This is a genomic window from uncultured Psychrobacillus sp., assembly GCF_938022135.1.
Taxonomy (GTDB): Bacteria; Bacillota; Bacilli; order Bacillales_A; family Planococcaceae; genus Psychrobacillus.
The window spans coordinates 1-21466 of the sequence record NZ_CALIED010000027.1 but is presented as its reverse complement, the minus strand read 5'-3'; the positions used below and the strand labels follow the sequence as shown (position 1 = coordinate 21466).

23 protein-coding genes are annotated in these 21466 nt (G+C 36.9%); 10 read left to right on the top strand and 13 right to left on the bottom strand.

Translation table 11 applies throughout. From position 1 onward, the window contains the following. Positions 1-80: 80 nt before the first annotated feature. Together nhaC and Q0371_RS06855 are read right to left on the bottom strand one after the other, a co-directional pair. Positions 81-1466 (bottom strand): Na+/H+ antiporter NhaC, encoded by a 1386-nt coding sequence (gene nhaC, locus Q0371_RS06860; RefSeq protein WP_298469748.1) that lies wholly within the window; start codon positions 1464-1466, stop codon positions 81-83. 591 nt (positions 1467-2057) lie between these two features. After that, a complete protein-coding gene (locus Q0371_RS06855) occupies positions 2058-3260 on the bottom strand; it encodes a DUF418 domain-containing protein (protein ID WP_298469745.1) in 1203 nt (400 codons plus the stop codon). Positions 3261-3372: 112 nt separating this feature from the next. On the opposite strand from Q0371_RS06855, the gene Q0371_RS06850 reads away from it, so the two are divergent. Further along, positions 3373-4074: a response regulator transcription factor gene (locus tag Q0371_RS06850; RefSeq protein WP_298469743.1), complete on the top strand. Its 702-nt coding sequence runs from the start codon at positions 3373-3375 to the stop codon at positions 4072-4074. A gap of 2 nt (positions 4075-4076) precedes the next feature. Next, entirely contained in the window at positions 4077-5732 is a 1656-nt protein-coding gene (locus tag Q0371_RS06845) for a HAMP domain-containing sensor histidine kinase (protein ID WP_298469741.1), read from the top strand. A gap of 208 nt (positions 5733-5940) precedes the next feature. Here Q0371_RS06845 and Q0371_RS06840 read toward each other — a convergent pair whose 3' ends face one another. From Q0371_RS06840 to Q0371_RS06830, 3 genes are read right to left on the bottom strand one after another with little or no spacing between them, the layout of a single operon-like run. Next, a complete protein-coding gene (locus Q0371_RS06840; protein WP_298469738.1) occupies positions 5941-6768 on the bottom strand; it encodes an undecaprenyl-diphosphate phosphatase in 828 nt (275 codons plus the stop codon). A 9-nt stretch (positions 6769-6777) separates the two neighbouring features. Continuing rightward, positions 6778-7380, bottom strand: coding sequence for a DedA family protein (locus Q0371_RS06835; protein ID WP_169360883.1), 603 nt, complete (start codon positions 7378-7380; stop codon positions 6778-6780). A gap of 5 nt (positions 7381-7385) precedes the next feature. Beyond that, a complete protein-coding gene (locus Q0371_RS06830; protein ID WP_169360882.1) occupies positions 7386-8468 on the bottom strand; it encodes a metallophosphoesterase in 1083 nt (360 codons plus the stop codon). Positions 8469-8626: 158 nt separating this feature from the next. On the opposite strand from Q0371_RS06830, the gene Q0371_RS06825 reads away from it, so the two are divergent. The 6 genes from Q0371_RS06825 (at position 8627) to Q0371_RS06800 (ending at position 12453) form a co-directional block, all read left to right on the top strand. Next, complete coding sequence (locus Q0371_RS06825; RefSeq protein WP_251555141.1) at positions 8627-8974, top strand: ABC transporter permease; 348 nt, start codon at positions 8627-8629, stop codon at positions 8972-8974. A gap of 13 nt (positions 8975-8987) precedes the next feature. Then, the gene (locus tag Q0371_RS06820) at positions 8988-9626 is read left to right on the top strand and encodes a PspA/IM30 family protein (RefSeq protein ID WP_251555144.1); all 639 of its coding nucleotides are present in this window, start codon (positions 8988-8990) and stop codon (positions 9624-9626) included. A gap of 99 nt (positions 9627-9725) precedes the next feature. Beyond that, positions 9726-10427: a cell wall-active antibiotics response protein LiaF gene (gene liaF, locus Q0371_RS06815; RefSeq protein ID WP_251555167.1), complete on the top strand. Its 702-nt coding sequence runs from the start codon at positions 9726-9728 to the stop codon at positions 10425-10427. Then, positions 10424-11491: a sensor histidine kinase gene (locus Q0371_RS06810; RefSeq protein WP_298469730.1), complete on the top strand. Its 1068-nt coding sequence runs from the start codon at positions 10424-10426 to the stop codon at positions 11489-11491. Before liaF ends, Q0371_RS06810 begins: the two co-directional genes overlap by 4 nt. Positions 11492-11496: 5 nt before the next feature. Next, positions 11497-12138, top strand: a complete 642-nt coding sequence (locus Q0371_RS06805; protein WP_169360877.1) for a response regulator transcription factor — start codon at positions 11497-11499, stop codon at positions 12136-12138. 60 nt (positions 12139-12198) lie between these two features. Further along, a complete protein-coding gene (locus Q0371_RS06800; RefSeq protein ID WP_169360876.1) occupies positions 12199-12453 on the top strand; it encodes a hypothetical protein in 255 nt (84 codons plus the stop codon). Between the two features lie 44 nt (positions 12454-12497). On the opposite strand, the gene Q0371_RS06795 is transcribed toward Q0371_RS06800, so the two are convergent. Together Q0371_RS06795 and Q0371_RS06790 are read right to left on the bottom strand one after the other, a co-directional pair. Then, entirely contained in the window at positions 12498-12995 is a 498-nt protein-coding gene (locus tag Q0371_RS06795) for a DNA topology modulation protein FlaR (RefSeq protein WP_298469720.1), read from the bottom strand. A 3-nt stretch (positions 12996-12998) separates the two neighbouring features. Next, the gene (locus Q0371_RS06790; protein ID WP_298469752.1) at positions 12999-13463 is read right to left on the bottom strand and encodes a DinB family protein; all 465 of its coding nucleotides are present in this window, start codon (positions 13461-13463) and stop codon (positions 12999-13001) included. A 106-nt stretch (positions 13464-13569) separates the two neighbouring features. On the opposite strand from Q0371_RS06790, the gene Q0371_RS06785 reads away from it, so the two are divergent. Then, complete coding sequence (locus Q0371_RS06785) at positions 13570-14508, top strand: nuclease-related domain-containing protein (RefSeq protein ID WP_366518563.1); 939 nt, start codon at positions 13570-13572, stop codon at positions 14506-14508. Positions 14509-15000: 492 nt separating this feature from the next. On the opposite strand, the gene Q0371_RS06780 is transcribed toward Q0371_RS06785, so the two are convergent. The 6 genes from Q0371_RS06780 to Q0371_RS06755 all read right to left on the bottom strand — a co-directional run bounded on the left by Q0371_RS06780 (position 15001) and on the right by Q0371_RS06755 (position 20111). Then, the gene (locus tag Q0371_RS06780; RefSeq protein WP_298469717.1) at positions 15001-17205 is read right to left on the bottom strand and encodes an MFS domain-containing histidine kinase; all 2205 of its coding nucleotides are present in this window, start codon (positions 17203-17205) and stop codon (positions 15001-15003) included. A 138-nt stretch (positions 17206-17343) separates the two neighbouring features. Continuing rightward, positions 17344-18036, bottom strand: coding sequence for a response regulator transcription factor (locus Q0371_RS06775; protein ID WP_169359225.1), 693 nt, complete (start codon positions 18034-18036; stop codon positions 17344-17346). Between the two features lie 239 nt (positions 18037-18275). After that, a complete protein-coding gene (locus Q0371_RS06770) occupies positions 18276-18455 on the bottom strand; it encodes a hypothetical protein (protein WP_169359226.1) in 180 nt (59 codons plus the stop codon). 13 nt (positions 18456-18468) lie between these two features. Continuing rightward, on the bottom strand, positions 18469-18849 hold the full coding sequence (locus Q0371_RS06765; RefSeq protein WP_298469713.1) for a YolD-like family protein: 381 nt from the start codon (positions 18847-18849) through the stop codon (positions 18469-18471). Positions 18850-18925: 76 nt separating this feature from the next. Then, complete coding sequence (locus Q0371_RS19195; RefSeq protein WP_366518562.1) at positions 18926-19066, bottom strand: hypothetical protein; 141 nt, start codon at positions 19064-19066, stop codon at positions 18926-18928. Between the two features lie 145 nt (positions 19067-19211). Further along, positions 19212-20111 (bottom strand): S16 family serine protease, encoded by a 900-nt coding sequence (locus Q0371_RS06755; RefSeq protein WP_298469710.1) that lies wholly within the window; start codon positions 20109-20111, stop codon positions 19212-19214. A 418-nt stretch (positions 20112-20529) separates the two neighbouring features. Between Q0371_RS06755 and Q0371_RS06750 the strand changes: the two genes are divergently transcribed. Next, the gene (locus tag Q0371_RS06750) at positions 20530-21405 is read left to right on the top strand and encodes a BsuPI-related putative proteinase inhibitor (protein WP_298469708.1); all 876 of its coding nucleotides are present in this window, start codon (positions 20530-20532) and stop codon (positions 21403-21405) included. Positions 21406-21466: the final 61 nt, after the last annotated feature.

Genomic DNA, 21466 nt, shown 5'->3' with positions numbered 1-21466 from the left:
AATAGCAAAAGGGTTGGAAATCGTTTCGATTTCCAACCCTTTTGTCTACACTCTGTTAGTAATGAGGATTTAGAGTAAAACTATTTTTCCTCGATATAAGTTAATGTTCTCCCAGTAAATCCAAATAATATAGTTAAGATCGGGCTAAGCAAGCAGAAAAATGCAAATGGTAAGTACTCGAGTGTTGTCACAGCTAATACATTTGTTATGAAAATCCCACATACACTCCATGGTACAAGGGGGTTTACAACCGTACCAGCATCTTCCATTACGCGTGCTAAGTTTTTATTGGCCAAACCAACCTTTTTAAATTGTGCTTGGAATGCTTCTCCAGTCAATAAAATCGATAAGTACTGCTCTCCGATAAGTGTATTAACCCCTATTGCGGTAAAAGCAGTGGTTGCAATAACAGAACTCACCTTCCTTAGCGAGCTTTCCACTTTCATCAGTAAGCTTTGCACGATCCCGAGCGTAAACAAAAGTCCACCCATACTTAAGGCAAGAAGAACAAGCCCAATCGTAAACATCATGCTATTAATGCCGCCCCTAGAAAGTAAGGAGTCAATTGCTTCCATACCCGTGCTAGATGTAAAACCGTAAAATAGTATATTCAATACTTCCCCAAAACTAAAAGATTGATGGAAATAGGAAATAAGTATAGCAACAAATGATGTGAAAGCCAGAGATAATATAGCAGGCACTTTCTTAATGGAAAGTATAACGAGTAAAACAAGAGGAATCAGTGTATACCAATGAATCATCCCTGTTTGGAGTAGTCCAGCTTGAAATTCATTTACTTGCTCGAGCTGTTGAAATTCTTTGTTTGGCGATAAAATCCCATATCCAATTAGCGAAATAATGAATGCTGGTATCGTTGTCCATCCCATATTTCTAATATGTTCAAATAAATCTACCTGAACGATAGCAGATGCGAGATTTGTAGTATCTGATAGTGGAGACATTTTATCTCCGAAAAAAGCTCCTGAAACAATTGCACCAGCTGTAATAGCCAAAGAAATATCCATAGCGCTAGCCATTCCAATAAAAGCAACACCGATTGTAGCTACTGTTGTTAGGGAACTTCCTATCGATAAACCAACGATACAAGTAACTAGAAATACAATAGCATAAAAAAAGTGTGGCGTAATAAATTGAAAGCCTAAGTGAATAAGTGTTGGAATCGTCCCGCTCATCATTAAGCTACTAATTAATATACCAATAAAGAAAAAGATGAAAATTGCACCTAGTCCCGCTTTGGCACCATCTACTAGTCCTTCTTCTAGTCTTTTGTAAGGTACTTTCTTCATAAGACCATAAGTGATGAGTAATAGAATTGCCAGTAAGATAGGCATATGAGGAACTGAATCAAATTTTATGATACAAAGCGCCATTATAGCGATAATCATAGTACTAAGTAGTGCCGCCTCCGAAAATGAGGGGGAGATCGTGGAACGAATACGAAACATTGCTAATCCTCCTAATAATAGTTTTTAGGAATGAAAAAAAACCTTCCAATCCCTATAGCTAGGGACGAAGGAAATCTCCGCGGTACCACCCTATTTGTCGAACATCGTGTATGCTCAACCACTTCATTAAAACCGAGTTTACTTAATTGTTGTAATTCATCTATCATGATTACCTGAACTTTCACCAACCGTTCAGTCTCTTTTTGCTGGGTACATGCAGATTACTAGGACAATCACTCGTACATATTTCACTTTCGCGATTCAACGCTTTCAATCGCTAAAGTTACTAGAATTTTATCATGTTTTACTGTACTGTCAAGATGTATTATTTTAAATGCATTATTAACGGGTATCTTTAATGAAAAAGACAGAAAACCATTAATTTTAACGTAGCCCAAAACAAAAGGATGACCCCTGTGAAAGAAGTCATCTCTATAATTTATAAAATATAATAACTGCTAGTACTATCACTAAAACAATACGATAAACCTTAAACAGAATTTAATTAATTTGCAATTTCTGTTTAGCAATTATAAGTTCGCTCTAATTTATTCGTTTGGAGCCGTAATCCAAAACCTTAACTTCTTGTTATTATTCGAGCACTTTTTCTACTTTTATCTTCTGCTTTTTCGCTTTTAAATTCCCTCTCCAGGATAGATTTGTTCCCATTCTAATAATCATCTCTAAAGGACCTCGTTTAAATCTTTTTAGATAAAAATAGCTGCTTATGCACTGAAATACAAAAAGTATAAAAACAAGAAAAATACTGTTTAGCATTCCCAATGTTCCAAACTGACCCAAGCCGTATCCATAGAAGACAAAGGTACATACTACGCTTTGTGAAATGTAATTAGTTAAGGAAAGCTTCCCTGCACTCTCTAAACCAAGGAATACTTTGCTCGCAGAAAACTTTCTAAATAGAAAAGCAAATGTACCAATGTAAGCTATGGAAAGAAACTGTGCTCCTAGATGCTGAAAAATGCCCGTCCAATTGGACTCATCCCCAAGTATAGCTACTGATTTTAGCAAAAGTCCTATCGGCAATAGTGCCATACTAAGCTTATACCATTTCTCCTCCTGTTCCATTTTTTGAAATAACTTACCTTTTGCCGCTGCCATTCCGAATAAAAACATTGGAGAGGTCAAAAGCGGTGCAAATAACAGCATAAACAGTATTAAGAAGGCCGTTTCCAACTCATCGTCCGTAAACAAGGGGCTCTCATTATTTCGATGATCCTTTATTTCTTCATAAGAACCGCTTTTGTAGATATCATATGTTTTTTCTATGTAATCAGACAATCTTTTCTCTTCCTCTATCGTTTCCTCGACTACCCCATAACCCAATGCCCCAGTCAGGATAAATAAAACCATTCCCCAAATAATTAACGTTTTCTTTCTTCTATTGAGAAAAAGTAATAGGAAGATCCCCATCATTCCGTAAAAGGCCAAAATATCCCCTTCCCACAAGTAGGTTGCATGTAATAAACCTAATGAAAAGAGTAGTAAAAAACGTCTCCACAGGTGCCTTTTTACTTTTCCATTCTTATTTTTTATGGATTCCGCTAGTATGACTAGGGAATATCCGAATAAAAAAGTAAAAATGGGCATAAAACTCCCTTCTACAACAATTTTAAGAAAAGAATATAAACCCCTGTCTGTATCCGACAAAGAAAAATAACTAATTTCATCTTTCCCCCAAATACCGTAATGAAAGATTAAAAGATTAGCCAATAATATACCCAACAAGCTTAATCCTCTTAAAGCATCTATAAAGCGTACCCTTTTTGTATGCATCTAAAAAACCCCCTAAATTTTTCACCTTCCTAATTAGTATAAAATGGTAAGCTTATAATATATTGAAACCAACCTTAAAGAAACCTTAAATATTTATAGGAGTGAATTAATTATGAAAGATACTAATATTTTGATAGTTGAAGACGAGCTTGCCATCGCTGAAATGGTAGAAATCATATTAAGAAGAGAAGATTTTCGTCATATTGATATTTGTGAAACTTATCAGAAGGCCAGTAGTTATATTTCCACTAGTCTTTATGATTTATATATACTCGACATAATGCTTCCTGATGGAGTAGGACTTGATTTAGCTAAACAAATTCGCTTAAAATCCAATGCTCCTATATTTTTTCTAACCGCAAAAGAAAGCGATGCTGATAAAATAAGAGGATTTATGAATGGAGCTGACGATTACATAACCAAACCTTTTAATCCATTGGAGTTGGCAGCCCGAGTGAAAGCACATATGAAACGCTATACTTCTGTATTTAAACCTTCTGACGAAAAAGTATATAAATTCGGCTATTTTATGTTAGATAAAAGTAGCGCAGAGCTAACTGTAAACGGAGAAAAAAGTATTGTTACGGGTAAACTATTTCATTTACTGCTTCTATTTTGTGAAAATGCCGGACAGATTTTATCTAAGGAGCAAATTTTTCTTTCTATCTGGGGAGAAGACAGCTATATAGATGACAACACAATCATGGTACATATACGGAGACTCCGAGAGAAAATTGAACAAAATCCTAGTAATCCTCAACAGTTGGTAACGATTAGAGGGATTGGCTATAAGCTCGTAAACGAGGAGAAGTAACTATGAGACTTTCAAGTAAAATATCACTACGATTTTTAATTTATTTTGTCGTATTCTATGCCGTATTATTTTTAGTCACATTTGGGATGTTCGCTTATATCATTTACGATTTACTTTCAAAGGAAGCTATCTCGGATATTCGTGCATTGGATGCCTTTGAAATAGAAAGTGACATTCAGAAACAAACGGATGGTAGCTATATATTTTCGGAGGACTTTGTAAAATTAGCCAAGCAAAACTCCGGCCATGTATATCTTGTAGACGAAGTAGGCAAAATTCTTGTAGCTACTAACCAAGAAAATCAGTCCTCACACTCTATTGAATGGACTGCCATACAGAAAAAAGATCATGTTGTTTGGGAGTTACCAGACCAGCTTTTCATGATTTTCATAGAAGACCATCCGGTAGAGTCGTTACTTGATAAGCTTTACATAAATAATGAAATTCAAATGAACGAGGAGCTAGAAAAAGAAATTTCAGCTGTAGATGCATCCGTTGAAATATACAACTCCGATGGGATAAGAGAAGAAATCTTTTATGGGGATATGAATAAAGCATTAAGTAGCATGGAAGTAGTTACGAATAGTCAGGACTACTTTGAAAGAAAAGAAGTTACAGCTATCAGAATGATGGAAAATGGAAAAGTCCTAGTAGTACGAATGCCTAATATGAATTATCATCCCTTTGAGCCGGCCTTAGTAGATACCATGAAAAAGCTAGTGTTCTCCATTTTAGCATTTCATCTCTTTCTGTTCATCTTTACTATTCTTTTTTCTATCTGGCTTGGATATCGATTTGGTCGTCCTTTGCTCTACTTCTTACATAGAATTGAAAAGTTAAGCGTAAAAGACTATGAATCACCAAATGATAAAAAATTGCGTTCGCCAAAATCCGGTAGATTTAAACGAAAATACCGTATATACGAGGAAGTGGATAAGTCCCTAGCCAAATTAGCAAATACATTAAAAAGTAACGAAGAGAAGATAATAGAAACGGAAAAACTAAGAGAGGACTGGATTACTGGGCTTTCTCATGATTTAAAAACCCCTCTCAGTTCAATCTATGGATATTCTACCATGCTAGCTTCCTATGAATACTCCTGGTCGGCTGAAGAGGTACAACACTTTGCTAAAACCATGCAGGAAAAGTCTAATTACATGAATGCCTTAATCGAGGATTTGACCTTTACTTACCAATTGAAAAACGATGCAATTCAACTTAACAAAGAAAAATTAAATCTCTTTAAATTTTTAAGATCCTATGTTATCGCCAGTCATTGGAATGATGTTCAAGAACCTAGAGGGAATAAGGATCTTACTGTCTATTTAGATGCAAAGCTATTTGAACGGGTTCTCGATAATCTTGTAGGAAATGCAGTAAAACATACTCCGAATGGCACTAAAATATACTTGGAAATCTATGAAAAAGACAGCCTAGCCTGCCTCACGATTCGAGATGAGGGCCCTGGTATTCCAAAGGTAGTATTAGACAACTTGTTTAACCGTTACTATAGAGGAACAAATACTACCTCTGAAACTTCGGGAACTGGTCTTGGTTTAGCAATTACTAAACAGCTTATAGAAGCACATAACGGAATCATAAAGGTAGAATCCTCAAACACCGGAACCCTAGTGACTGTCATCTTTCCAAAAAAATAACAAGAAAAGCGCAAGCGCCTATGTCTGCCCCGACAGGCAAATGGGGAAAAGCGAGGAGGCAGCTCCTCAGCCACCGCAGCTTTTATCCATTTGACCCCGAGGGGCAAGGCGGTGGAGCTAGACATCTATTTATCCACAGGTCCAGAGTTTAATAATTTCCTAAATAACAAAAAAAAGCATTGGGAGCGCCCAATGCTTTTTGTTATTCTTAGAAAAATATAATAACCGCTAGTACTGCTGCTAAAACTATTCGATAAATAGCGAACGGTGTTAGTTTAACTTTATCAATTAGTTTCAAGAAGAAGCGAATCGATATTAAAGCAAATACAAATGCGCTGACAAAGCCTACTGCATAAAAGCCAAAATGATTCATCTCCACGTACTCCCAGTTTTTCAAAAGGGATAGAAAGCTTGCCCCTGCCATAATCGGCACAGCCATGATAAACGTAAAATCTGCTGCAGTTTTATGATTCATCCCTAATAATACGCCACCGGAAATCGTTGAACCAGAACGAGAAAATCCTGGCCACAATGATAGACATTGTATAAGACCTACAAGAATTGCTTGCTTATATGTAATCTTGTCTAGTGTGTTCGTTTTTGGATGTTTAGGTCCAAGTTTATCAGCAACAATCATAAGGATCGCACCTAGCACTAATCCTATTAATACAGTCTCTGTTGTAAATAAATGCTCATCGATGTAATCCTCAAACAATACACCTAGCACACCAGCAGGTATAAGCCCAACAATTACATGAGTTAGCTTTAACTGTCCGCCTTTAGGCGCATCCTTTATTTTATATAAGCCTATTAAACTCAATAATCTTTTCCAAAAGACAACGACTACAGCGAGGATTGACCCAAGCTGAATAACAATTTTGAATGTATTAGCTGAGTATTCTCCTAAAAAGTCTTTTGTTTGCAGCCACATATCATCCACGATAATCATATGACCAGTTGATGAAACCGGAGCAAACTCCGTCATACCTTCTACAAAACCTAATATTAATGCTTTAAATAATTCTAGAATTTCCATAAGATCTCCTTAGTCACGTTTTTTAAAATACCATACTAAAAATGCAATCCCTACTATTGCTATAAGAACATACACTATGTTCGAGTAGATATCCATATACCCTACGATATCCTCCCAGTTTTCACCTACTGCAGAACCTACAGAAACTAAAACCGTGTTCCAAATAAGTGTACCTAGTGTAGTAAATAGAAGGAACAGCCAAAATTTCATATTTGACATCCCTGCTGGAATAGAAATAAGGCTTCTCACCAATGGAATTAGTCGACCAAAAAATACAGCCCAAACGCCATATTTGTCAAACCAGGCATCCGCCTTATGAATATCTTTTATAGTAAGTCTCAAGAATTTACCGTACTTGTTCACAATCTTTTCTAAACGCTCTACATCTAGTAATAGACCAATCCCATAAAGAATTGCCGCGCCAATTACCGACCCCGCAGTAGCTGCTAGAATAACACCTACCTTGGTCATCGAAGTTGTAGTTGTCATAAATCCTCCAAGCGTTAAAATAACCTCTGAAGGTATCGGCGGGAATACGTTCTCTAACAATATTAATAAAAATACGCCAAAATATCCAAACTGATTCATCCAGTCTGTAACCCATGCTTCCATTATACTTACACATCCTCTAACTTAATCTCTACCGACCATAACTCTGATTGACTACCTAGTCGAATCGGTGGTCCCCAAAATCCAAATCCGGAAGATACAATCGCATGCATATTTCCTTTTTTCCTATACCCGTAATCTAGCTCAAAAATTCTTTGGGTAAACATATGATTTGGCCACATTTGACCACGATGGGTATGACCCGACACGTGAAAGTCTACCTTCGCCCTCTCAGGGATGAGTAAATTAGACGGTGTATGATCCATTACAAACCATGGCAAATTGTTTTGTTTTGGTGCCAATTCGGATAGTTCTTTTCTGTTTCTATTCGTTAAGTCCTCACGTCCTGTCAAATAGAACGTGTCTGCCACCATGATTGTTTCATCTAATAGCATCTTTACATTGGAAGCTTCCATTTCCTCCACAAGTAATGGAATTTTCTTTCCATAGTATTCATGGTTTCCTAGCACCCCATAATTACCATACGTAGATTGAAGCTGCTTCATCACCTCGGACATGCCCTTTTTTACAAACCATATTGGGTCATCGTCCACTAAATCTCCAACTAGTAATACCAAATCTGGATTTTGTTCATTTGATTTTTTTACAAATCTTTGTAAATGCACTTTATTGGATAACAGACCAAGGTGAAAGTCAGATGCAACCACCACTTTTAGCTTGTCCACTGCCGCTCCCTTTTTAGGTATGGTAATAGTAAGTTTTCGGACTACTGGCGAGAAGGCATTATATGTTCCGAGCAACATGATCAAAACAAAGATTAGCAAAACGATTCCACCAATCAGCTTTAAATACTCTGGGAAAATCCACACGAGTATACTTGCAATCGGGAATAAAAGAATTCCATACTGCATGATTATAAGCCAATAAGAACCTATTATACTAAAAGTTCTTAGTCTGTGGTCAAGTCTTGCAATAATAATTGCATAAGCAACTAAAAACCAAATCCCCATGAAAATCCCAAGATTAATTGAGAAGAAAGCTTCTAACCATGTCCACACACTCCAACCAAAATAAAAAACAATTGCGGAATAAATAAGGATCGCTAACGTTATAAAGCCAATTTTTTTCATTTGAGTTCTCCATTTTGTCTTTTCCCATTAGTATAGCAGATTTGCGTAATTTACTCCTTCTCAGCCTTAAGACCGAGGAGAAAATCATGTTTAAGCCCGTTTAGCAAAACATAAGGAGTTGGTAAGCTATAGATACAGACGAGAGGAGGAACAAATATATGAAAAAATTTGGTTTAGTTACACTTGGGATAATTGCAGGAATTGTAGCATTGGTGAATCTTGGTCCGTTATTAGGATTAGGAATATCCGCATTGTTCGTCATTGCAGGTGTACATTTCTACTTAAAAAGCGATTCAAGCCTACTAAAAATCTTTTGGGCAACAGTCGGTATTATCGGTTTATTGACAGCGATTTCTAATATACCAGGATTCGTTGGTATCTTATCAATCGTAGCTTTATACTTCATCTGGAAAACTTGGAATAAGGAAGAGCTTTCACTATCAATACAAAAAAAAGATGATCCATTCGTTAATTTTGAAACACAGTGGAACGAACTTAATAAATAAGGAGGAAACAAACATGACATCATTACTACAACGACTAAAGTATTCAGTTAAGGCTGATCTACATCAACTATTTGATAAAAAAGAAGAAAAGAATCCAATCGCTATGCTCAATCAATACATTCGAGAAGCCGAGAAGCAAACAGAGCAAACCGGTAAATGGTTAGAGCGCCAAGGGAAATTAAAGCAAGAGCTGGAAAAAGAATTGGCTGAGACATTACAGATGGCTGAAAAACGCAAAAACCAAGTAGAACTAGCTACTGCTTCAGGCGAAGAAGATTTAATTTCCTTTGCACAGGCAGAGGTTGACGCCTACAACGAACGTGCAACAACTTTACAGACTAGCATTCACCAAACGATGGAGGAGCTTTTCGGGTTAGAGCGCAAATATGAAGAGATGAAGCACAAAGTGAAGGATATGAAGGTCCGCCAACTGCAGCTCATGGGCAAAGAAAATGTTACACGTGCCCACCACCAAATGGATCAATTGTTAAAGCCTGAAGAAAAGCAGAAAGGATTCGGTAATTTTCAAGACATGGAACAATATATCGAACGCCTTGGACAAAAAATTGAAAAAGAGCATGAAATCACTTCCATGGAGCAACGTTTAGAACAATTAGAAAAAAATGAACAACCAAAGGCTGAAATTGTGTAATATATAGTAAAAGGTTTTCCATTTTATAGGACCAATGAGGGGAAGGCAAACGCCTTCTCCTTCTCATGCATTACTATGCGAAGAAGGGAGAATACAAGCATGAAAGAAAACCAAACAAACAAGCTAGCTTTTTTTCTTATTTGTTTTGTTTTTCTCATTTTTATAGAAGCTACTATATTTGGGAACGGCAATATTATATTAGTCCTTCTTGGCATAGGAATGATGTACTTTAGCTTACGGAAGCAATCGAAATATATGTTCTGGCTAGGCTTTATATTTCTGATTTTAGCTATCTTTTCTATGTGGAGCCTACGATTGTTTTTAGTAGCTATCCTTGTCTATTCCCTTTATAAGCTTTGGAAAAACGAACCTATTAGCCAAGTGATTAAACCGTTTGGCAAGGTATATGAAGAAACACCAAATAGTATTATTCAAAACAAGCTATTTTCATCACAATCAACGCCATTTCAAGCCTATGAGTGGCAGGATGTTCACGTGCAAAGCTTTTACGGAGACTATGTAATTGATGTTACGGAGACAGTGCTACCAAAAGGCACTTCCCTTATTTCCATTCGACAATCTTTAGGAAAGGTTACAATACATGTTCCATACGAGATTCCAGTCCGCATACATTACACTACCGTAATTGGTGAAGCACGAATTCTTTCCCGCGGAGTTCAGCGTCTATGGAACCAGACTGTCCTTGTAAAGGACGGTTACCTAGATGAGGTTTCTCATCCAGCAGAGCTACTCATAACTGTATCCACGTGGATTGGTGATGTTGAGGTGATTCGAAAATGAAAATACTTCTAGGGCAAGGAATCTCCCTCTTTTTCTATCTAGTTAGTATTATTGTGTTACTTTTATATGTTGTCTGGGGCTGGCCAAATGACGAAGCTTGGTGGTCATTGTTAAACCAGACATATGCACAAATACCTCTAGGCGTATGGATAATAATTGTGCTAGCTTTTATAAGCTTCGGATTTTCATTGAACACACTTCAAAAGGTATGCGGTCAAGAAAAGAAAATAGAAACGAGCTTACGACCATTACTTGCAGAAACGTTTGAAACGAGCAAGAAAAAATATACACAGACCAAAAGAATGCAGGCAACTGTTACTCAACTAGAACAGCTAATCCTGACCCAACGAAAAACATTACAGCGTATAACAAATGAAAAGGCTGAAACACAGGACAGAATTATTCAGGAAAGACTAGTCCAAGAAAGACAAAGATTGGCTAGAGAGCTCCATGATTCCGTATCCCAGCAGCTTTTTGCAGCGTCCATGCTTCTATCTACCATGGTAGAAATAGAAGAATCTAAAAATGGAGAAGTCCCAAAAACCTTAATGCAAACAGAAAAAATCGTACAGCAGGCTCAATTAGAAATGCGCGCGCTACTTCTCCACCTACGCCCTGCAGCTTTACACAATAAAACCTTAAAGGAAGGCTTAGAGGAGTTACTTCAGGAGCTTCAAGAGAAAGTGTTTTTTACCATACACTACCGATTAGAAGAGGTTTCCTTGTCTAAGGGCGCCGAGGATCATTTATTCCGAATCGCACAGGAAACCTTATCAAATACACTAAGACATGCTAAAGCAACTGAAGTAGACATTCTCTTCGTTGAAAGAGACAATCTCGCTATTTTCCGTGTCCAGGATAATGGTGTTGGGTTTGAAGTAGGAGAAGGTAAAAATGGCTCTTATGGAATTCAAAGTGTTCGAGAACGAGCCGTCGAGATTGGTGCTACATGCAAAGTCGTATCCGTTCCCTCTCAAGGAACAATTGTAGAAGTGAAGCTGCCTATTGAAAGACCAGTAGTCCAGCCTGTAAATATAGATATTAAAAAGGCCACGGAGGAGTGAATAGAATGATTCGCATTTTGCTAGCCGATGACCATGAGATGGTCCGTATCGGCGTTTCAGCTTACTTACAAGCTCAACCAGATATGGAGGTTGTAGCTGAGGCAGTAAATGGACTAGAGGCAGTCGAATTGGCTCTCAAGCATCGACCTGACATTATTTTAATGGATATGGTCATGCCTATTATGAACGGGGCAGAGGCTACTCGGGAAATTATTAAAAAATGGCCTGAAGCCAAAGTGATGGTAGTCACTAGCTTTATCGATGACGACAAGGTGTATCCTGCTTTGGAAGCAGGAGCGATCAGCTATCTCTTGAAAACGTCCAAAGCCTCACATATTGCTGATTCAATTCGTAAAACTTTAAATGGTAATGCTGTTTTAGAGCCAGAGGTCACTAACAAGATGATGTTACGCATGCGACAAGGATCTGGTCGTTCATTACATGAAGATTTGACTGATCGTGAACTAGAGGTACTTCTTCTCATAGCCGAAGGCAAAACAAATCAGGATATTGCCGATACTTTATTTATTGCGCTCAAAACAGCAAAAACCCATGTCAGCAACATTTTGTCCAAGCTGGAGGTAAATGATCGTACTCAAGCTGTCATTTATGCCTACGAACATAAGTTAGTCTCTACAAAAAAATAACCAAACCTCCTCGGCTATCATATGCTAATGAAAAGACAGCCAAAGGATGATAGACAACATATGACTCCCAATAACAACGACAAACCTAGTGAGCAACCTAACCTTGGCGCTACCGTGGACTTCTTGGGCTCTGTCGTCATCACATTAGGTTTCCTCATTGGTACTATTGGAGAAGGTATCACCCTCCAAGAATCCTTAGAAGAAAAGAAATCTGAAAAAAACTCTAAGAACAATCAGAAACTGCAGCTCTCTCAAATAGAAAAAAAATTAGACCAAGTGATTAAAGAGCTAGAAGCATTAAAGAAAAGGAGATGATCCTAACCATCTAAGGGTCATCTCTTTTTGATGTTTTAGCGTATTTAAAACAATGCTATTATTTTTCGGAAATCACTCATTGATAGTAGCGCTACTTTCTTATCATACGTATTAAACTTCTTAAGAAATTCAGGTTTCATTTGTTTTTCAAAGTATCTCGTCCATTGAAACATTTTTAGAAATATAGAAAAGGTTGGCTGGTAGTTAGCTTTTTCCAATCCAAGTGCCTGACGAGTAAACCTCTTTATAATTCGCCAATGTCTTATAGCTACTGGAATATCTAGAAATAAAATATAATCGGCTGCCTCTAATGCGGAATCCGTCCACTGAATATGGACTCCTTCGATTATCCACTGCTCCAATCGAATTGCATCTTTTAGCAAATCGTCTCGTTTCTCTTCAGAATTTCTAATATCCCCCTCAGGGCGTCTGGTCCAAACAAAGTTATCCGTTTCAAAGTGAGGAATATTATAGTGATTCGCTAGCTGACGAGCAAGGGTCGTTTTCCCACTTCCTACTGATCCCACAATATATATTTTCATCTGTTACTCCATATTTGCTTGATTGATCGAATGAATGATTCCTGCATGAACGCCTTCATGCCAGACAATAAATTGCACAATTGCCTCTACAGTTTCCATGCTATGTAGATTCCCTATCTCTAACGTATCTATTAAATAATCTTGAAGATTTGGTGCTAAAAGTGCTAACACACGGTCTAACTGGTCTTTTAAACTAACTACTAGTTCTTCTTTTGAAGCGGGTATCTCCTGCCAATCATCCGGGCCTGTCCCTGGGGCAAAAAAAGGTATCCATTCAGGATGTACAATACTGTAAGTTGGAATAGCTTTTTGAACCAAAATTTCCATTTGTACATAAACGTGCCCAACATTCCAACGAACGGTGTTAGAGAATCCTTTAGGCTTTATATCCCATTCATCTTCTCGGCATTGTTTGATTCTGCCTAGTGTATAGATTCTTGCAAAGTTTAGTTGGTATAAAGATTCTATTGTTCTCCACCCCTTTTTAATTTGAGTATATCATTTATGGGAAAATTCTGTCTCCTGATACTTGTTTTCTATTTTAGTAGATGATATGTTTTAAGAAAAAGGAGAGATTACTATAGACCAACCCCGTGTCATTCCCAAGCCGATTGAAGTATACAAGAGATTTATTCATAGACTACCTATTCAGCATTCCCTAACTTCCCTTTTAGAAGATCGTATCTATAATCTTGAAGCAGGCTATGCCGGCGAAACATACGTTGATAACTTTCTGAAGCAAATACCTTTTTTAAGACAGCATGCTATCTTAAAGGACCTTCATCTACCTATACACGACTCCAGCTACCTTCAAATCGACACCTTGATTCTTACCCAGAAATACCTTGCCATTCTCGAAATCAAAAATATTCGAGGAAAGATTTCCTTCCAAAGAAATCCAGATCAACTTATACGTGAAATCAATGGGGAAATCACAGCCTTTAAATGTCCTGAGCAACAAATCATACGCCACGCCCAAAAGCTAACATCACTATTAAATTCTCTCAAAATTCAGCTTCCAGTGAAAAACTTTATCGTCTTCGCTTCCACTAAAACTATTGTTACACAACCTCCGAAGCTAGTAAGAGCAGTCATGGGTTGCGACATTGCAACTCATATTAATTCCCTTCACGCACTCCCTGACATCCTATCCGTAACCAAATTTGAACATCTCCTAAATTATTTCACAGTGAACACCACCGAGTTTATCCCAAAACCACTATCTCATATCCATCCCTTAGATTTGAAGGACATTAAGAAAGGTTTGCTATGTGGAAAATGCTTTCAATTTGTAGAAGGGAATTGTTCCTCATGCGGCACCTTAAAAAAGACAATGCAACAGCAAGCATTAGAGGACTGGTTTTATCTGTATAAGGAAACAATCTCCAACAAAGAGTGCATGGAATTTTTAAATCTAAAAGACAAGCATGCTGCTTCCTACTTATTAAGGAACTCTAGATTATATCCTATCAATAATACGAAAAGTCGCTACTACGTCATCCAAAAGAAATAAAGATTCACGAACCGGTAGTAGTTTGAGCGAAGATTAGGTAGGCTGTTCAGAGGGTTTGACATAGCAAGTCACAGTTTTAAACCATTGCCGGCCTGAGTCTCCTCCTGGAGATGGATTACTACAATCCTTCGCTCGTTTACTACAATCCAGCTCTACTTTACGACAATCACCTAGTTTTTTACTACAATCAATGGCCAAACACTATCCCCGACTATCGATTACAACAATCCGCGTCTCGTTTACTACAATCCAGCTCTACTTTACGACAATCAACTAGTTTTTTACTACAATCAATGACAAAACACTATCCCTGACTATCGATTACGACAATCCGCGTCTCGTTTACTACAATCCAGCTCTACTTTACGACAATCACTCTCTTTTTTACTACACTCCCTGCTCCAAGCTTACTCCCGAGTAAAATTTACTCCCATCCCATGCGTACACAACAAAAAAACCCTTCCACAAGGGAAGGGGTTTCGATTTTCTTTATTAGATTACTGGTATTTTGACAGTTACTTTAAACAGATCTCCGTCTACTTCGGTTACCAGGCTTCCCCCATGTAAGTCTACAATAGATTGAGCAATGGCAAGGCCTAGTCCAGAGCCTTCTGTGTGACGGGATGTGTCTGCACGCTTAAATCTCTCCGTAAGCTCTGCCACATCATCGCCCAGCTCATATTTCGCGATATTTTTAAACACAAATACTGCATGGTCATCTAATTGGTCTAAATTTACATAGACTCGTGTATTTGGTAGCGAATACTTTAACGTATTGATAATTAAATTATCTAGAACTCTCCACCACTTTTGCCCATCTACATAGGACATGATTGGCTTGGAGCCTATAGTCACTCGATAATCTAGTCCTGATTTATCAATATCCTCCTGGTGCTCTGCAACTGCCTGCTGCAACAGCTGAGTTAAATCTACTTTACGTTTGTCTAACTCAATATTTCCCGAGGCCATTTTAGATACCTCAAACAAATCTTCAATTAATGTTTTTAACCGTAATGATTTCTTATCTAAAATCGCTATATACGAAGCTCGCTCTTCCTCCGTAATATCGGGATTTTTCAAAAGATCAGTGTACGTAATGATGGAGGTCAGTGGTGTTCTTAAATCATGGCTTACATTAGTAATTAGCTCTGTTTTTAGACGCTCGCTTTTCACCTGCTCGATTTGAGAAGTTTGTACCCGCCCTCTTAACTCATTCACATTCGATGCAAGCTTAGCAATCGGTGATCTTCCCTTCACCTTAATTTCAGACCCATCATTGCCTCTAATCATTTCTTCGGTTTTTCCAATAATACGATTCAAATAAGCCATTCTAGATAATAAAATAAATAGGACAGGAATGCCTATAAACAACGTGCAAGGAATCCATAAGATGATTAGTTCTGGAATACTTGCCATTAAGACCGTACCTACTCCCCAGAAAAATACTACAATTAGCATAATAATTGTTTGTACCCCAATGGAGCGATTTAGGAAAAAACCTTCCAATGATTTAATCCCATGAACTGTGAGACTGTTTTTCCAGTCTGCTGTACTTAACGATTCTTTTAGCCATGGAATTTGATAGAGAGTTGCTGCTGTTAAGATAACCGCAATAATAAATCCACCGATTGGTATATCATATCCTCCATAATGGAAAACAGAGAGCATTGCTTCTTCAGTAAATAAAATTGCTAGGAATCCACTAACAAAAATTAATACTATCTGAACATCAATTGGCAAGCTTTCATATTTTGCTCTTCCTTTTTCAAAAATGAAAGATTTACGATTCTTTCTCCATTGAAACACAAACAATACTGCTGAAAGAATCCCTACTACAATGACACTATAAAAAATTAGCTGTCGTGTTTTAAAGTAATTGTACTCATACGATCTATTTCCACTAAGCATACTTGCTTCTGATATGGCAATGGTACCTTCAAAGCGAGTATATCGACTTCCAAGAGTGTCACTTAGATCCCTATAAGCGCCGTCGTAATAATCTTCATTAATTGCTGGTGAATACGTGTTAGGTTCCTTTAAATAGCCATTATCACTAGAGTACACTTTCTTAAACGCCATTTTCTTTCCGATTGTTCCGTTTGTAAATACCTCTCCGGTTTCTACATTTTTTAATTCGTAGTTAAAATCATCTTTCTCATTTAATAAATGGTTTTTTGCTTTAGCTACACTTTGGAAATAAGCATCCACTTCTTCTTCTTTTTCTTTTCGGATTTTATCCTCTACGTACTCGTCGCTTTCAAAATTCTTCTTAATATCGGCTATCTTAGCATCCCGTTCTGCTATGAGGCTAGCTCTAACCGTGTTTTCTACATCCTTCTCCTGTGCTGCATCACCCTCGGCAGATGTCTCCTCTGTAGTTGTAGAGTTTATTCTATCCTCGTAGTTACGCTCTATAGAATAGATTTGATCTTCCAAATTTCCATAACGATTACGATGCTCTTCAATTTCACTAGAGGTAACTACTATATTTTTCTTTACTGCTTCTATATCTGGGACAGCCAACGCTAATGGAACAAGTGCAGATTCGAACTCGTCTAATTCTTGTTGAAAGCTAGAGCTATCGAAATAGTTTTTCCCTATATACTCTCTACCTAAATTTGTAAGAGTAATGAACGCACCAACGGCTATCACTACCAACACACTCAATACAATTACTTTTCCTAGAGGGCGCTTCATCTCGCTCCTCCTTTCATTAATTCAACAATGTCTGTAAAGGTTCTGCTAATCTCCATGATTGGAATGAGCTGTGATGTACAATAAAATAAACATATTGCTCCGCAAAGAATAGCCCCTATTGAAAATAGAAAACTCCATTTACTTGTCGATTTTATAGCCAACTCCCCACACCACCTTTAGGTATCTCGGATTTTTAGGGTCTGCCTCAATTTTTTCGCGTATTTTACGGATATGAACAGCCACTATATTCTCCGCGTTGTAGGCTGGTTCATTCCATACTCGTTCATAAATATCATGAATAGAAAAAACTCGACCTGCATTGGTCATTAATAGTTCCGTTATTTTATATTCGATTGGAGTGAGCTTTACCGCTTCTCCTTCTACAGAAAGCTCCTTTGCCTCCTGATTTAAAATGAGACCATCCACTTCTATCACCGCTTGCCTGCCCTGATACGTCCCTAGCTTTGTGTATCTTCTGAGCTGTGACTTAACTCTGGCTACAAGTTCCATAGGATGAAATGGCTTCGTTACGTAATCATCTGCACCTACAGACAATCCGTGAATTTTATCTGAATCCTCTGCTTTAGCACTTAACATAATAATTGGTATATTTCTTTGCTCTCGAATTTTAAAAGTAGCAGAAATTCCATCCATTTGAGGCATCATGATATCTAATACAATGACATGAACCTCGTTTTCCTCTAGCAACTCCAGTGCCTCTATCCCATTTCCTGCCTTCAACACACGGTAGCCTTCATTTTTTAAATAGATTTCTATTCCATCTCGAATGTCTTGATCATCATCGGTCACTAGTACAGTAAACTCAGGCATCTCTTGCTACCTCCTCACGTTTGCTTTCTTATGATTCTTATTGTAACCTTCATTTCTTAACATTCCAGCAGTATAATTCTGAAGAAAATCTTAAGAAATTATTTGGTTTATTTATATATTGTTGCACTATAAGGTTTTTGTAAGCTTAACTAAATTATCGGCATAATAAAGTACATTCAAAATAAAATGAAAATTTTCTTTTCACTCCCTCTAATGAATCAAAAAATCCACCTACCTTTTTACAGGTTGGTGGATTCATTACATGTTTCTTCTATAGTAGTGCAAAGCTCTAGGTCAATGTCCTGGTAACTTATATCGCTAATCCGTTCTATATAAGAATTCACTACTTCACCAGAATATTTTTCAAATAATTCATTTACTAATTGATCTAGCTCTAATTGTTCCTTCGTTTTGCTCATGATTAGCAACTCCTTAGTCCATAATTGTTATATCTACAATTTCTTCTAGCTTAATAGGTATTAAATAAAATGGATCGTGAAGATGAATTGTCCTATGCTTTACATCTATTTCTTCAATGGTACCCCTGTTATAAATATAGTGACCATTTTTCCAGCGTTTGATCTTCGTATCACCTTTAGACGTATAGGCTAACTCAAGCGTCTCTGAGATTATGACATAATCGTATTCGGTTAATACTGGCTTAGGCTCTTTCTTTACCTCTTCATAATACTCACGAAGTAGTGAGACATGTTCTGGAAGCATCATAGATGTCCCCCATTTAATATTTCGACGAGGATCTAAAGGATATTTAGATTTTTTAATCCCTTCAAAAAATTTATCATGAATATTCATATAACCTCACGTTCCTTTTGGAGAACGGGAACAAATGCTAACACATTTTCTATTTTAAAGATCCTTTTCGTACCTCTTAAAAGCAATAAGCCTGGAAGGAGTCCTTAGAGACACTTAGCACCTTAACTCGTCTCTTACTGATTTCCCCATTGTGTTTCATGTAAATCATTTCAGATAACTGATTGGCTTTCATTGACTTCAAAATTATTATGCGCACATTTGTTCCCTCCTATTACTTTTTAGTATACGAACATTTGTTTGTTTTTACAACTTGAAATTTCAGGAAAATGAAATTTTAGTAAACAAAAAAACGCCACTATGGGCGTTCTAAATATTTCAAGTCACTCTGTTTAGTTATCCATCTACTTTTTATATTTTTCGTTCAAATCATTAATTACTTCAATGGCTTCGTCAACACGCTCGACATCAATAACTTCAATATTTAACTTTAACTCTCTTTGAAGGGTCTCTGCTTCTTTTGCATTTTCGCTCGGTATAATCATAAAAGGAAAATCATATTTTTTAACATTTTGTAGTTTTTCTCTCAAGCCTCCAACAGCTAAAACATTTCCCTCTGCATCAATGGCACCTGTAATAGCCAAACGTAGACCATTTTGTAATTCACCTTTTATAATGAGTTCAGTTAACAGCAAGCTTAGCCCTGCACTGTCTCCTATCCCTTTATCATGCTTGAAATATTCTGTAAGCCTTGCTTCTTCTTTACCAAAGTACAGTTTTAAGTTCTCTCTCATCTCTTCCTTCGGCGTTTTTTTAAGTTGTAGCCACTCAAATATTGTCCTGTTCTTATTTTCGTAAAGAATCTCATTCCTTACTTTAGTAATTGTTATGACCTCTTGATCAGGGTACTTCCTTAAATACTCCTGAGCCTCCTGTTTGCTTTCCATGTTATCTAAAGCTTTGTAAGAAATAGCTACTATAAAGATTCCTGAACCTTCTACTGTCTGTCTTGGTTCTACATATAAGTTTGCTACGTATGTTTTTGTAACGAACCCTAGAAGCGGAAGCTCATAACAAAATAGAAGCAATAGGATCGCTAGAGAAATAGTAAGTTGTTGTTTGGTCTTCTGTTTTCTTCGAAATATGAAGATAGAGATAGTTAGCATAAATAAACTAAGGAGCAGTAAAACTAAAAACGAGATACCATCTATAGCGTCTCGAAGGAATACACCTAGTACTAGAAGATAAAAAACGATTGTTATAATGATGGGGATGACATTTAGTGATTGAGCCTTATCTTTCAATATAGTAGTTCAGCTCCTTTTTAAAAGACAATACTAGTCAAGATAAAGATATCTTTGTTAAGTTATGCATGAGATTATGAAATAATGTAGGTAGTGATATTTCGAAAATATGATAGAAGTATATTCACAATATAATGACTCAATTCATAAATTTGATTTGCAATGACAGGTAATGTCATACTGCTCAACCCAAGAAAAATCTGCCAGAGTGGAAATAAATCCCGTTTATTATTGAGGGAAATACTTACTTCAATAAGACATCACACAATTTGTGAATCCAGTATATAGTAAAAATTAAGGTGATATAACATTTTTTAGTTCCAGTATAATCCACTTAAAGGAACTTATCTATTACTTTTCCATAAATCTGAAACTTTCTCAGATAAAAACTGTCTAATACCTTAAAGGAGTGAACAAAATGAAAAAAATGTTTTGGAGTATGTTAACTATTTTTACAATCTTATTCCTTGCTAGCTGCGGAACTAATAATGATAATGACCCAACAACAGGCAGTGAAGAGCAAGAAAAAGAAGCAAAGGTCTCTACCCAATTAAATGTTGATGCTAATGGAGAAGCAATGCTCCTTATTAAAAACCCTGCGGATAATGAAATGACACTAACCTTTCCAAGCGGACAGGAGGTAGAGTATCAGCTACTAAATCAAGACAAAAATGTCGTGTATACGTATTCTGCCAATAAAAACTTTACACAAGCAATTCAGGAAAAGAAACTAAAGCCTAATGAAGAGATTTCCGTTAAGCTTGATTTGAAAAATGAACTAGCAGAAGTACCTGCCGGAAAGTACAAACTGGTTGTTTGGTCTATGGCATCTGAATTGAGCGATCAAAAGGTTGAATCTGATTATGAATGGGCTGGAACTGAACAAGCAGAAGAGAGTGCACCTCCTACAGAAGGAAATAGTAAAATTACTCTTTACCGTGAAGATGCCAATGCAGAATTTGTAGAGCCTTACGAGGTGGAAATTGATCCATCTGAAGATAAAGTGAAGCAAATATTTGAAGAAATTGACGCAACAAATGTAGGATTACTAGAATATCGTTTTGAGAATGACGAGAAAAAACTAGTTCTAGTAATGGATAAGGCAACAGAAAATATTCAAGGGACTGCTGGAGAATATCTATTTTTAGGCAAAGTCCTCCATTCTTACTTTGAAAACTACCCTAAATTAGAAGAAATTGATTTTGTTAAAGAAGATGGTACACCTGTTGAACTATCACATATGGGAGCTGTATCCACCTTCACACGCGATGAGCAATATACAAAACCGAATTAAAAATAATACGCTTTGTTAAAGTTATTGGTTGATTTTGACTAACAATTCTTTTTTTATAGTG

Bases quoted from the DNA above. Each gene is read 5' to 3' on its own strand.
- nhaC (WP_298469748.1), bottom strand. From the start codon at position 1,466: ATGTTTCGTATTCGTTCCACGATCTCCCCCTCATTTTCGGAGGCGGCA.
- Q0371_RS06830 (WP_169360882.1), bottom strand. From the start codon at position 8,468: ATGAAAAAAATTGGCTTTATAACGTTAGCGATCCTTATTTATTCCGCA.
- Q0371_RS06835 (WP_169360883.1), bottom strand. From the start codon at position 7,380: ATGGAAGCATGGGTTACAGACTGGATGAATCAGTTTGGATATTTTGGC.
- Q0371_RS06800 (WP_169360876.1), top strand. From the start codon at position 12,199: ATGACTCCCAATAACAACGACAAACCTAGTGAGCAACCTAACCTTGGC.
- Q0371_RS06795 (WP_298469720.1), bottom strand. From the start codon at position 12,995: ATGAAAATATATATTGTGGGATCAGTAGGAAGTGGGAAAACGACCCTT.
- Q0371_RS06805 (WP_169360877.1), top strand. From the start codon at position 11,497: ATGATTCGCATTTTGCTAGCCGATGACCATGAGATGGTCCGTATCGGC.
- Q0371_RS06840 (WP_298469738.1), bottom strand. From the start codon at position 6,768: ATGGAAATTCTAGAATTATTTAAAGCATTAATATTAGGTTTTGTAGAA.
- Q0371_RS06850 (WP_298469743.1), top strand. From the start codon at position 3,373: ATGAAAGATACTAATATTTTGATAGTTGAAGACGAGCTTGCCATCGCT.
- Q0371_RS06825 (WP_251555141.1), top strand. From the start codon at position 8,627: ATGAAAAAATTTGGTTTAGTTACACTTGGGATAATTGCAGGAATTGTA.
- Q0371_RS06845 (WP_298469741.1), top strand. From the start codon at position 4,077: ATGAGACTTTCAAGTAAAATATCACTACGATTTTTAATTTATTTTGTC.
- Q0371_RS06855 (WP_298469745.1), bottom strand. From the start codon at position 3,260: ATGCATACAAAAAGGGTACGCTTTATAGATGCTTTAAGAGGATTAAGC.
- liaF (WP_251555167.1), top strand. From the start codon at position 9,726: ATGAAAGAAAACCAAACAAACAAGCTAGCTTTTTTTCTTATTTGTTTT.
- Q0371_RS06770 (WP_169359226.1), bottom strand. From the start codon at position 18,455: ATGAGCAAAACGAAGGAACAATTAGAGCTAGATCAATTAGTAAATGAA.
- Q0371_RS06765 (WP_298469713.1), bottom strand. From the start codon at position 18,849: ATGAATATTCATGATAAATTTTTTGAAGGGATTAAAAAATCTAAATAT.
- Q0371_RS06820 (WP_251555144.1), top strand. From the start codon at position 8,988: ATGACATCATTACTACAACGACTAAAGTATTCAGTTAAGGCTGATCTA.
- Q0371_RS06750 (WP_298469708.1), top strand. From the start codon at position 20,530: ATGAAAAAAATGTTTTGGAGTATGTTAACTATTTTTACAATCTTATTC.
- Q0371_RS06810 (WP_298469730.1), top strand. From the start codon at position 10,424: ATGAAAATACTTCTAGGGCAAGGAATCTCCCTCTTTTTCTATCTAGTT.
- Q0371_RS06780 (WP_298469717.1), bottom strand. From the start codon at position 17,205: ATGAAGCGCCCTCTAGGAAAAGTAATTGTATTGAGTGTGTTGGTAGTG.
- Q0371_RS06775 (WP_169359225.1), bottom strand. From the start codon at position 18,036: ATGCCTGAGTTTACTGTACTAGTGACCGATGATGATCAAGACATTCGA.